The 12,675-nt window shown below is 44.1% G+C and carries 11 protein-coding genes; 4 read left to right on the top strand and 7 right to left on the bottom strand.

What is annotated here, in order from left to right; all coding sequences use genetic code 11:
• Positions 1-4: 4 nt before the first annotated feature.
• Positions 5-1,087: an efflux RND transporter periplasmic adaptor subunit gene (locus FSB76_RS03040; RefSeq protein WP_147052127.1), complete on the top strand. Its 1,083-nt coding sequence runs from the start codon at positions 5-7 to the stop codon at positions 1,085-1,087.
• Positions 1,088-1,201: 114 nt separating this feature from the next.
• Here the strand turns inward: FSB76_RS03040 and FSB76_RS03035 are convergent, their stop codons facing one another.
• The 6 genes from FSB76_RS03035 to FSB76_RS03010 form a co-directional block, all read right to left on the bottom strand.
• Entirely contained in the window at positions 1,202-1,738 is a 537-nt protein-coding gene (locus FSB76_RS03035; RefSeq protein WP_147052126.1) for a pyridoxamine 5'-phosphate oxidase family protein, read from the bottom strand.
• A gap of 261 nt (positions 1,739-1,999) precedes the next feature.
• The gene (locus tag FSB76_RS03030) at positions 2,000-3,364 is read right to left on the bottom strand and encodes an exonuclease domain-containing protein (RefSeq protein ID WP_147052125.1); all 1,365 of its coding nucleotides are present in this window, start codon (positions 3,362-3,364) and stop codon (positions 2,000-2,002) included.
• Between the two features lie 375 nt (positions 3,365-3,739).
• Positions 3,740-4,498, bottom strand: a complete 759-nt coding sequence (locus FSB76_RS03025; RefSeq protein WP_147052124.1) for an ABC transporter ATP-binding protein — start codon at positions 4,496-4,498, stop codon at positions 3,740-3,742.
• 196 nt (positions 4,499-4,694) lie between these two features.
• A complete protein-coding gene (gene gatC / locus FSB76_RS03020) occupies positions 4,695-4,985 on the bottom strand; it encodes an Asp-tRNA(Asn)/Glu-tRNA(Gln) amidotransferase subunit GatC (RefSeq protein ID WP_147052123.1) in 291 nt (96 codons plus the stop codon).
• Complete coding sequence (locus FSB76_RS03015; protein WP_147052122.1) at positions 4,982-5,713, bottom strand: lysophospholipid acyltransferase family protein; 732 nt, start codon at positions 5,711-5,713, stop codon at positions 4,982-4,984. Before FSB76_RS03015 ends, gatC begins: the two co-directional genes overlap by 4 nt.
• A gap of 108 nt (positions 5,714-5,821) precedes the next feature.
• Positions 5,822-6,568 (bottom strand): lysophospholipid acyltransferase family protein, encoded by a 747-nt coding sequence (locus tag FSB76_RS03010; protein WP_225976399.1) that lies wholly within the window; start codon positions 6,566-6,568, stop codon positions 5,822-5,824.
• Between the two features lie 45 nt (positions 6,569-6,613).
• Here FSB76_RS03010 and trpS point away from each other — a divergent pair, with 45 nt between their 5' ends.
• From trpS to kdsB, 3 genes are all read left to right on the top strand, one after another.
• On the top strand, positions 6,614-7,609 hold the full coding sequence (gene trpS, locus FSB76_RS03005) for a tryptophan--tRNA ligase (protein WP_147052120.1): 996 nt from the start codon (positions 6,614-6,616) through the stop codon (positions 7,607-7,609).
• A 126-nt stretch (positions 7,610-7,735) separates the two neighbouring features.
• Positions 7,736-8,350 (top strand): deoxynucleoside kinase, encoded by a 615-nt coding sequence (locus tag FSB76_RS03000; protein ID WP_147052119.1) that lies wholly within the window; start codon positions 7,736-7,738, stop codon positions 8,348-8,350.
• Positions 8,351-8,449: 99 nt separating this feature from the next.
• Complete coding sequence (kdsB, locus tag FSB76_RS02995; protein WP_147052118.1) at positions 8,450-9,184, top strand: 3-deoxy-manno-octulosonate cytidylyltransferase; 735 nt, start codon at positions 8,450-8,452, stop codon at positions 9,182-9,184.
• Between the two features lie 270 nt (positions 9,185-9,454).
• On the opposite strand, the gene FSB76_RS02990 is transcribed toward kdsB, so the two are convergent.
• Complete coding sequence (locus FSB76_RS02990; protein ID WP_147052117.1) at positions 9,455-12,484, bottom strand: protein O-mannosyl-transferase family; 3,030 nt, start codon at positions 12,482-12,484, stop codon at positions 9,455-9,457.
• Positions 12,485-12,675 lie beyond the last annotated feature (191 nt).

Here is a 12,675-nt window from a genome sequence, read left to right as displayed (position 1 = left end):
GATCATGAAATTTCAATCAATTATATTAATAGCTGCCGTAAGCTTACTTGCAGCATGCGGCGGCAATCAAAAGCCGGTAGATATTTCGGCCCCGGCTGCAAAAAGTAAAACAGGTACCGAAACAGGTATTGTTACAGAAAAAGCCTTATCAAGTAACGCCCGCCTGCCTGGCCAACTTAAGCCTTATAATGAAGTAAATATTTTTCCGAAGGTAAATGGCTTCGTGAAAAGTATGTACGTCGATAGGGGTACTATCGTAAAAAAAGGACAATTATTGGTCACGCTTGAAGCGCCCGAGATGGAATCGCAATTGCAGGCAGCCAATTCAAGATACCTGCAAGCCCAGGAAAATGCCGTTGCCAGTAAAGAAAAATACCAGCGGTTAAAAGAAGCCGCCAAAGAGCCCGGTTCGGTATCGCCGCTTGACCTGGATAACGCGTCGGCCAAAATGAGGGCCGATGAAGCCATGGCAAAATCAGAACAATCCAACGTGGCATCAGTACGTACCATGCAGGGTTATTTGAATATACGGGCACCGTTTGATGGAATGATCGTTCAGCGTAATGTGTCGCCGGGTGCGCTGGTATCGCCGGGTAAAGGAACAGACCAGCCAATGTTAATATTGCAGGATATCAGTAAATTGCGTTTAGAGGTTTTTATCCCCGAAGATTATGTAGATAAGGTAGATTTGACAAGACCGGTGAATTTTACCTATAATGCTATGCCCGGTACAAAGCAAACGGCCAGGATCAGCCGGTCGGCAAATGCGTTGGGCAGTATGCGGTCTGAAGCCATTGAGATTGATGTTGAGAACAAAAACGGCAACTTGAAACCAGGTATGTATGCCGAGGTACATATCCCGATGTTATCGGGCGCCAAATCATTACTGGTGCCTAACCAGGCCATTGTCCGGTCGACAGAACACGAATATGTGATTGTGGTAAAAGGAGGCAAGGCCCAATTACAGGATATTAAAGAAGGGCTTTCCCGGAACGACTCGACCGAAGTATTCGGTAATTTAAAGGCCGGCGATACAATTGTAAAACATGCCAGCGACGAGATGAGACAAGGAGATGCTGTAAATTAATAGTTGCTTATGAAGCCTTAGCAGGTTCCTGAAAACCAGTAAGAAAAAAAGCCATGCAGAAAATCAACTGCATGGCTTTTGTCTATTAAGGACACCTTTCTCCCTTAAAAATGGTTATACGTTTATTTTGCCCTCAATCGAATCATCGAAGGTTTTGCCTATGGCCGCGCCGGCCAGCATTTTTACAAAAGCGATGGCATTGCCGTGCTTGTTGTCCCAATAATAACATTCGGTAGGTTCAACTTTTATTACCGATATGCGCGGATCGTCGATGCCATCGGTAAACCACACTTTTAGTATCGGTTCCCAAAGCTCTTTAATTTTTTCCTTGTCTTCGCTCACGGTGGCTATACCATAAACATTCAGGAAATCGGAATGTGCAGATCCCTGGAATAACAGGTGGACCATGGGGTCTTTCGACAGATCTTCATTCTTGTGGCTGTCATTGGCACTCAGAAACCAAAGGTTACCCTCGTCATCCACTTGTTGAACAGACATCGGGCGAACATTTGCCGGGATGCCGGTTTTAATATTGGTTAAAAAGAAACAGCTTTTAGCGCTGTCGACCATGTCTTTTAATTTGGCTATGGCCTCTGTTCCGCCAAGATCCTTATAATTATCTTCCGGTTGTTGTTGATTAATGCTATCCATTATTTAAAGTTTTTGTTGGTAAATGTTATAGCATAACCAATCAAAATCTTTATTGTGTTAATAAAATTAACTTTTAGGATAAAGTTGTGAGTTGTGAGTTGTGAGTTGTGAGTTGTGAGTTGTGAGGTGTGAGGTGTGAGGTGTGAGGTGTGAGGTGTGAGGTGTGAGGTGTGAGGTGTGAGGTGTGAGGTGTGAGTGGAATTATGTTAAATAGTTAAAACAATATTTATGAACGCAACTTACCGTATGACTCAATGACCTTTATGCGAACACCACCATTCTATCAGGGTATCGTGTAGCATAGCTGGATACGATGTTTTTGATGTAGTCATTTCCCGGGTAGGGGGTCAGGTAGTTTTTGAGCTGCTGCACATTGTTGGCATCAAAATAATGCGAGATGTAGCCCATTCCGTAAAACTGGCCTTTTTCAACCAAAATGCAGCTGTGTTCGTCGCCGGTACGGCCTTCATCGCGGATGGCGTAGGTAGGCAGGGCAAGTTTCAGCTGGTTAATAGCGTTATTAACCTTTTGGTTGTAGTCTTCTACCGATTCAACACCCTCGCAGGCGCATTGGCTGCCGGCGGCACCGATACATGGGGCAGTGTTGGTTTGTATAAAACAAAGCTTGGGGCACAGGCCAAAAGCTTCTATCAGTTTATTAAGCAGGTTATAACCATCCAGCAATGAGTTACAGGTATAAATAACATCGCTGAATTTGCGGCGCTTATCAACCGCCAGCCTGGTATAGCCGCGCTGATCTTCAAAGGCATAAAGGCAATAAGCGTTTTCAAAGCGTTTTAACGATCGGTTATATTTTGGCCACAGGCGTTTAATTTCGATGGCTTCCAGTACAAAGGCAATCAGCTCGGTGCCGCAAACCTGGTAGCTTACCTGGTGAATATTGCGTAAAAATTCCTGCCGCTGCAAGCCTGGGTTATTGCCGGTAAAATGGCTGCTTACCCGTTTCTTGATATTTTTGGCTTTGCCAACATAAATCACTTTCCCTTTTTGATCATGAAAATAATATACGCCCGGCGAGTATGGCAATTGCTCTACATCTTTTTTTGGCAGGTTGGCGGGCAATACCTGTTCTTTTGAATTTTGCTTAAGCGCCTGTTTAATATGGCCTTCTGTATCGCTGTTTATTAACAGCGTAAATAATTCGGCCGTGGCTTCGGCATCGCCGGCGGCGCGGTGGCGGGCTTCGTTACCGATGCCTAAATGGCGGCACAGGCGGCCAAGGCTGTATGATGGCAGTCCCGGCAAAATTTTGCGGCCCAGGCGTACGGTACAAAGCTTGTTCAGCTGTAAATCGTATCCGGCGGCGGCAAGGTGATAGCGTACAAATGAATAATCGAAATTTACGTTATGCGCTACAAATATTTTGCCGTGTATCAAATGGTAAATATCAGCCGCTACATCCTCAAAAGGAGGGGCGCTCTGCACCATCTCGTTGGTAATACCTGTTAAGGCGCTGATATATATGGGTATTTCGCGTTGCGGGTTAACCAGGGTTTGAAAGCGTTTTACAACTTTTTTACCATCATGTATGCATATGGCAATTTCTGTAATGCCATTAGCGCTGGCATGCCCCCCGGTAGTCTCGATATCAACAATTGCATACATATTTCAAATGTAATACAAGTTTGCTAATTATTTTAGTGTTATTTTAATTTTTCTTAGTCCGAAAGTTGGGATGTCCGAAAGTCAATAAGACGGAAGGAGACCGACAGTTTTGAAAATCAAAATAGTTAACGTAATGGGCTATATAAGCATCAACCGACATCTTGTTTTTATTGGCTGATGCTGGTTAACTGATCCTGCTACCGAAAGGGTGGGATTGGCCGGCAACATGTACAAATATTCAGATGCTCCTAAACTTAGCCCATTTTAGTGTTAACCATGATTAAATATAAACTGCTGATTATCAAATATTTGTAAATATTTAATCCGAAATGTGTTAAGTTATGTTAACCCAATATAGATGCGTTTGCCCTGGTATTAGTGTGCATCCATTTCCGTGCTTTCTACGGCAAGGCTTCTATCCACTTTCTGAATATGCTCGTTTTGATAGTCTTTTTCAATCAGGCCGTCGCGCATACGTACAATGCGGTGGGCGTGCATGGCAATATCTTCTTCGTGGGTTACCAGTATAATGGTATTGCCTTTGGCATGAATATCTTCCAGCAGCCCCATAATTTCTATCGAGGTTTTGGTATCCAGGTTACCGGTAGGCTCATCGGCCAATATGATAGAGGGATTATTGATAAGCGCCCGGGCCACCGCTACACGCTGGCGCTGACCGCCCGAAAGCTCATTGGGTTTATGATCAACCCTATGCTCCAGCCCAACATTTTTAAGGGCGGCATTGGCACGCTCGGTACGTTTCTCTTTGCTGATGCCCGCGTAAATCAGGGGCAGGGCAACGTTATCAAGAGCGGTATTACGCGGCAATAAGTTAAAAGTCTGGAAAACGAAACCAATCTCGGAGTTACGCACCTCGGCCAGTTGATTATCAGTCATATGGCTTACGTTTATTCCGTTCAGAATATATTCGCCCTTGGTTGGTGTATCCAGGCAGCCCAAAATATTCATCAGCGTTGATTTCCCTGAGCCCGAGGGGCCCATCAAAGCCACAAATTCACCTTTATTTATGGTTAACGATACCGATTTAAGCGCGTGAATTACCTCGCTGCCTATCACATACTTGCGTCCAATCTCGTTTATGGTAATTAAAGGTTTGTCTTTTAATGGCTCCATGAATGTTTTTTTATTTGGACTGCTGATAGGTACGGAATGTTACAAGCTTTTTGTTTTTATTAGTCGGAAATTCAGTCCGGAAGTCGGAAAGTCCGGAAGACGGAAAGTTTTTGTTAAGCGGGAAAGCCTGAAAGTGTTGTTTCATTTACTTTCGGACTTTCCGTCTTTCGGACTTTCCGACTTCTTAACAAAAAACTTATTTCTCAATCACTTTAGCCACCAAAAAGTAGTCTTCATCGTGCTTAGGGGCGTTTTCAAGTGCTTCTTCGTGGGTTATCTGCTGTTTTACTACGTCGTCGCGCAGTACGTTGGCGCCATCGGTCATGTAAACCAGGGGTTCAACGCCGGTGGTATCCAGTTCGTTTAGTTTGGCCATAAAATCAAGAATCTTACTCATATCCTGTATCATGTCCTGCTTTTCGGTCTCGCTTAGCTCTAAACGGGCCAGGTGGGCAACTTTTTCAACTGTTTCTTTATCTATGGTCATGCAGTTTGCAGTTTTTTATTAATCATATCAAATACTTGGTCACGCAGTGCATCGGCATCATCCAGTGTTAAATGGGCCGTTTCAATGGGTTTATGTACAAATATATTACAAATTCCGGGTCTGCTGCCATATTCTTTGCCGGTATCCCATAGTACTTTCCAGGTATCAAGGGATGATACAGGTAAAATGGGCACTTTCATCTCAATAGCCAACCTGAAGGGGCCATTCTTAAAACTATGCAACTCGGGCGGATATTCTTTCGGGATAGTGGCTTCGGGGAAAATTACTACGCTCACCCCGTTTTTAATACGCTCTGCTGCAGTTTTAAATGCCCGGAATGACGACATTTTACTTTCCCTGTTTACCGTAACGTCAATAGTTTTAAAAAAATAGCCAAGTACATAATTGTTCAGCAACTCTTCTTTCCCCATAAAGCAAATATTGTTTTTGAGGATAGTATTGATGGCCGATACATCGAGGTTTGAGGTATGGTTGCCGCATATCACGTACGTTTTTTTCCAATCCAGCGGCTCTTCAAAAGTAGCGCTGTAAAAAATTCCCGAAATGCTTGAGCTTAAAAAAATAATAAGGCGCCGCATTTGGTTAATGTAACGGTACCGGCTGGTTTTTTGCCTGAGTATATATAAAACCGGGTAACAAAGGGTGAAAAAGAAGGCTATGCTATACCTGTAAAAATTGGTATGGATCCTTTTCAGTGTTAATTTCATGTTCCCCAAATGTAAAAAAAATACTGGTTTCAGAAAGCTTAAAGCTTCATGCGAAAAGCCTAAAGCTAAAATTTTCACGTTAACTTCATTTGCAGGGCTCAATAAATTTTATGCAATTGTTTGTAGCTTTTCGGATGTGGCCAGCTTTTGTTGGATGATGGCGTAAACGTCATCGCGCAGGGTATCGGCATCTGCAGTGGTAAGCTTACTGGTATCTATGGGTTTATGTACATAAAAATGGCAAATGCCTGGCCTGCTGCCATATTTGGTGCCGGTATCCCAAAGTATTTCCCAGGTATTTACAGATGTTACCGGGATGATAGGTATTTTATGTTCAATAGCCAGGCGGAATGGTCCGCTTTTAAATTCACATAATTTAGGCGGATAATGGTCCGAAATCATCCCCTCGGGAAAAATAACCAGCGAAACACCTTCCTTTAACTTTTCGGAGGCTTTTTTAAATGCCCGGAAAGACGACATTTTACTTTCGCGGTTAACGGCGATATCAACCGAGCGGAAGAAGATGCCGGTTACCAGGCCATCCTCCAGTTCCTGCTTGCCCATAAAGCTGCAGTTGCTGTTTACAAGAATGCACATGGCCGAAATATCGAGGTTGGATGTATGGTTTGGGCATATGATATAGGTTTTACTCCAATCAACAGGCTCCTCATACTCAAAATTATACAAGATACCCACCAGCGCCGAACTGATGAATCCCCAGGCCCGGCGCAGCTTGTTCATGCTATGGTACCGGGCTGGTTTTTTAGAAAAATATTTAAAAAAAGGCCATAACAAAAAGTAGGATAGCGCTACACTCATTACGTATAAATAGATGTGCACTTTTTTCAATATCATTTTCATCGCCATCAAAAATAGAAAAATTCCTTACTTTCGCCACCTATGGAAACTGTTGTTAGTGGCATCCGTTCGACCGGAAATTTGCACTTAGGAAACTATTACGGGGCGTTGCAGAACTTTATAAAAATGCAGAATGAATATAACTGCTTTTTTTTTATTGCCGATCTGCATTCGCTAACCACTCATCCAACACCTGCCGATTTGCATAGTAATGTAAAACAGGTTTTGGTAGAGTACCTTGCCGCGGGTATCGACCCGGAAAAGGCAACTATCTACGTACAATCAGATGTGCCCGAAATTAGCGAGCTATATTTATATTTAAACATGAACGCCTACCTGGGCGAACTGGAACGCGCTACATCGTTTAAAGACAAGGTGCGCGCCAACCCCGATAATGTAAACGCGGGCCTGCTTACCTACCCGGTATTAATGGCGGCAGATATCATTATCCACAAAGCAACCAAAGTGCCCGTGGGTAAAGACCAGGAACAACACCTGGAAATGGCCCGTACCTTTGGCAACCGCTTTAACAGGCTGTATAACCATGAATATTTTCCCGAGCCTTACGCCTTTAATTACAGCAGTAACCTGGTAAAAATTCCGGGGCTGGATGGTAAGGGTAAAATGGGCAAGTCGGAAGGGGAGGGCAATGCTATTTTCCTTTGTGATACCCCCGAAGCCATCAAAAAGAAGGTAATGCGCGCCGTTACTGATGCCGGGCCAACAACCGAAAATCAGACTAAGCCCCAGGAAATACAAAACCTGTTTGATTTGATGAAGGTTGTATCATCTGCGGATACCGTTGCCCATTTTGACGATTTGTATAATAAAATGGCCATCCGTTACGGCGACCTTAAAAAACAGCTTACCGAGGATATGATCATTGCTACCGCGCCCATCCGCGATCGGATAAATGCCATTGCAGGCGATGCCGACTATTTAAGAAAAGTGGCCGCCATGGGCGAAGAAAAAGCCCGCGCAAGCGCCTCAAAAACCATCAGGGAAGTACGGGAAATTATAGGATTTAAGAAATTTTAAGTTGTCAGAATCAGAATTTAAAAAATTTTGAAATTTACAGAATTGAATTGTAAAAGATTTTTATAATTCTGACAATTCTGTAAATTAGGAAAATTCTGATTCAGACAAATTCATTATCAACTAAAAATGCACATAGCTATTGTAGGAAATATTGGCGCCGGTAAAACCACGCTAACTGAAATGCTGGCCCATAACTACGGCTGGGAACCACTTTTTGAAGCTGTAGACAATAACCCCTACCTGGAAGATTTTTACGGCGATATGAAACGCTGGAGCTTTAACCTGCAGATTTATTTCCTGAATAGCCGCTACCGCCAGATTATTGATATTCAGAAATCGGGCCGCAATATTTTGCAGGACCGCACTATTTATGAGGACGCCTACATATTTGCCGAAAACCTGCACGATATGGGCCTGATGACCACCCGCGATTATCAAAATTACGAATCGATATTTGAAAATATTACCGAGTTTATAAAACCGCCCGATTTGCTGGTTTACCTTAAAGCATCGGTACCAACCCTGGTAAGCAACATTCAACGCCGCGGCCGCGAATACGAAAGTGGCATACGCCTGGATTACTTGTCAAAACTGAACGAGAAATACGAAAAGTGGATCAAAAATTATAAACTGGGCAAACTGTTGATCCTTGATAAAGACAACCTCGATTTTGCCAACAATACCGAAGATATGGCTACCATAGTGCAGTTGATTGAACGGGAAATTAATGGTTTGTTTTAGCGGTTAGTTAGGTTTTACGTTGAACGTTTTAAGTTTTACGTAAACCAAATAAAAAAATATTCAAAAACGTATAACGTAATACGTAAAACGTACTACTGAATGAACATTTTAGGTATAATTCCCGCTCGTTACGCATCGTCCCGTTTTCCCGGTAAGCCGTTGGTTGATATTGCCGGTAAAAGCATGATTCAAAGGGTATATGAGCAGGCTAAGAAATGCGTTGATGTGGCCGAGGTAATAGTAGCTACCGACGATAGTCGTATACTTGACCATGTACAAGCCTTTGGCGGCCTTGCGGTTATGACAGCCGACTACCATCAAAGCGGTACCGACCGTTGTGCCGAGGTTGCCTCCTTACATCCTGAATACGATGTGATCATCAACATACAGGGTGATGAACCGTACATAGACCCGGAACAGATAACCAAGCTGGCCACCTGTTTTAACGATCCCGGTACCCAAATAGCTACGCTGATAAAAAAGATATTAACCAGGGAAGAATTGTTTAACTACAACTCGCCTAAGGTGGTTATCAATAAACTATCCGAGGCGGTTTACTTTTCGCGCGCCACGCTGCCACACATTCGCGGGCAGGAACCCGACAACTGGCTCGAGTTTTATACTTATTTTAAACACATAGGCATTTATGGTTACCGGGCAGATGTGTTACAGCAAATTACAAAACTCCCCATCTCGGGCCTCGAGAAAGCCGAAAGCCTTGAACAACTACGCTGGATAGAGAACGGCTACCGCATAAAAGTTGCGGAAACAGAACTGGAAACGCACGCCGTAGATGTGCCGGCAGATTTGGAAAAATTGAATTTGTTTAAGTAATACGCTGCGGTTGTATAATGCAGCGAAGATCAAATAAGTTAAGCGGTTTTGCTCGTCTTCTGCACGGTTCAGTGTAGTTATCCCGAGGAATGATATTCAAAGATAAAAGACTGTCATCCTGAGGTACGAAGGATCTATTAGCGAACTTTTCTATCGGTTATGCACAGCTGATAGATCCTTCGTACCTCAGGATGACAGGAAAATTGGATATGTCATAGGTAGCGATTGCTTCGTGTCTCATAATGACATGTGGTTATTATACCGATTTAATTACCTGTTCTCCAGCACCGCAAACTTACTCCCGTAATCGTTTAACTCATCCTGGAATTGTTTATGCAGCCCGGTTTCGTTGTATGCTTTGGTGGTTTCTGCCAATCCGTTCAATACATAAAGCTCAAATTGTACTTCGCCGGTGTTCAGGGCTTCGGGTTTATCTTTTAATAGGGTGTAATTATAGGCAAGCTGGTCGGTGAGGTAATTGCCTATCCCTTTGGCATAGCGATTGGCCAGCTCCTTATCGTTGAGTTTATAGGCTAACTGGGCCAATAGCAGTTTACGATGAGCGGTATCTATATTGGGGTTGATGTCGGGCATTTCCTGGTCAAATTTATGCAGCGCATTTAGGGCGAGGTCGCTGCGGCCGTCCTTGATCAGGCCCTGGGCAAGGTCATGAAAGGTGGTTTCCATGAATGGGTAGAACTCGGTTTTGCTTACATCGTCAAGGTAGCGGGCATGTTTAAAATTACCGTATTTAAACTTGTTCATTACGTTATTGTACATCACCAGGCTGTTTACCTTACCCAATTGGTCGTGCACTGCTGTATCGGCTTTAAAAGGGATCAGGTGATAGGCAAAGCCTTCTTTGTAAAGATAAGGTTCCATACCCATCATGTATTCGGACGCTACGCCTATGGTGAAACATACGGGTCGTTTCCAGTCGTTATGTGCCAGCAGGTCAATCATGGCCAGTTTATCTTTATAAATATAATCGCCTTTGAGTTGCCATTCCATGCTATTGGTTAGCTTATCCTTTTGCTGTGGGGTTACCACGCCGTTTTTTACAAGCTGGTCGGGGTCAACCTTTAGTTTAAAGTTTTTGGTGGGCAGGTAGTTCATGCTTTCACCGCTTTGGTATTGCACTTTAGTGCGTTCATCATCTGATGTTATAAAATCAAATACCTCTTTCACATCAACCGAACCGGGTATTTTGGCATCGTTATAAGCCATAAAATCGCGTACGCCCTGCTTGTATTTATCAAAAGGCATGGTAATGGGCAGCGGGGCCGATTGATTCATCGGCTTTTGCATCTGGCGGATGTACCAGTCGCCGCTAAACAGGCTGGTGCAAACAATGCGCACATCGGGCCTCACGCCTTCAACCTCCTGGTCGTACCACAGGGAGTAGGTGTCGTTATCGCCATTGGTAAACAAGATGGCATTTTTGGGGCACGAGATAAGGAAATTATAGGCCATATCATGCGGCGTCATCTTGGTAGATCGGTCATGATCGCCCCATTCCTGCCTGGCCATTAAAACTGGCGCTACCAATAAACACACAGCCACCGAAGCAAAAGCAGCCCCCTTCGCGTTCACTTTATGCCGCATAAAATCATTAATAGCCAGCACGCCCAGGCCTATCCAGATGGCAAACGCGTAAAAAGAGCCCACGTACGAGTAATCGCGTTCGCGGGGCTGTATATTGGCCTGGTTAACGTACAGTACAATGGCCAGTCCCGTAAAAAACCATAGCAGGCCGATAACCATGGCATCGGCTTTTTTGCGTTTAATGTGGTAGGCCATGCCTAATAAACCAACAATTAAAGGCAGGGCATATAATGGCGTATAGGTATTGGAGTTGGTTACCGATTTGGGCAGGTGTTTGCTGCCATCAAACCAGCCCGATGTCCAGTTGCCATCAATAGATGCCGTGCTGGTTTGGCCATCGGTATCATTGTAGCGGCCAACAAAATTCCATAAAAAGTAGCGCCAGTACATCTGGTACATTTGCCAGCTTAACATCCATTTCATGTTATCGGCAAAAGTGGGGCTTTGCCCATCCGCTAACTGCAGCCATTGTTTGTAAAACTGTACGTTCTGGGCATACTGCGGATCGCCCTGCGTACTGTGCATACGCGGAATGATGGTGTTATGGTCATAAGTATTGATGATTTTTTTGCCGCTTACTTCATACCGTTCGGCCCCTTTACGGTAAAGGTTTTTACCTTCCTGCTGGTCGGTAAGTTTAGCGTCGAAGTATGGGCCGTAAAGCAACGGCGTTTCGCCGTATTGAATGCGGCCAAGATAATCGTTAAGCGTAAAGGCATTATCCGGGTGCGAGTTATTCAGATCGGTATTGGCAGTAGCCCGGATAGGGATATAAAAAAATGATCCGTAGCCAAAGTAAATAAAGGCCAGGCAAATCAGCGCAAGGTTTAGCACAGGTTTTTTATGGCGGATGCTGTACCAGATACCCAAGGCTAATGAAGCTACAATGAGCAGCACAAAACACATGGCGCCGCTGCCAAAACCCAGGCCCAGGGAGTTCACAAAAAACAGATCGGAGTAAGCCGCGAATTTGATGGTGTATTCCCTGATGCCATACTGCACCAAACCAAGTAATACAATGCTAAACAAAAATACCACGATGCCGCTTTTTACAGTCGGGTTTTTATACCTGCGGAAATAATACACCATGGTAATGGCAGGGATGGTTAACAGGTTGAGCAGGTGGATGCCGATAGACAGGCCCATGACGTAGGCTATCAATACAATCCATTTATCGGCACCGCGTTCGTCGGCATGGGCATCCCATTTTAAAATGGCCCAGAATACTACCGCGGTACACAGCGAGGACAGTGCGAATACAATAGTCTCTACCGCCGAAAACCAAAAGGTATCGGTATAAGCAAAGGCTAATGAACCAACCAGCCCGGCCCCCATTATTGCAATTAACTGTGACGATGAGATTGTTTCGCCTTTTGCGATAAGCAGCTTTTTGGCCAGCGCGGTAATTGTCCAGAACAAAAACATTACCGTGGCAGCGCTTGCAAGGGCCGAACCGAGGTTGGTAAAATAAGGTACTTTGGTATTATCGCCCAGGGATAGCAGCGAAAATACTTTGCCCAGCATGGCAAACATTGGGTAGCCCGGCTGGTGTGATACCTGCAGGCGGTAGGCGCAGGCTATAAATTCGCCGCAATCCCAAAAGCTTACTGATGGCTCGAGGGTTAAAATGTAGGTTGCAAGGGCAATGAGCAGGCAGGCCCAGCCCAGCAGATTGTTGATTTTGTTGTACTGCATTATTAATAAGGTTGTAATTGTTTTATCATACGTTAATGTGGTACAATTTCGAAGTAAAATATCAGAAGGCCATAGGCATTAACATCTGCTTAACATCTTTTAACAAAATTTAACTTATTGATTTTGAGTGCATAGGTCGCCGTAGGTGCGGCTACGCAAAGCTGTAACGATAGCGATGAAAAAGAATTAAC

Origin of the sequence: Mucilaginibacter ginsenosidivorax, assembly GCF_007971525.1 — a bacterium.
GTDB lineage: Bacteria > Bacteroidota > Bacteroidia > Sphingobacteriales > Sphingobacteriaceae > Mucilaginibacter > Mucilaginibacter ginsenosidivorax.
The sequence above is the reverse complement of the archived record's forward strand: the minus strand, read 5'-3'. Positions and strand labels throughout refer to the sequence as shown.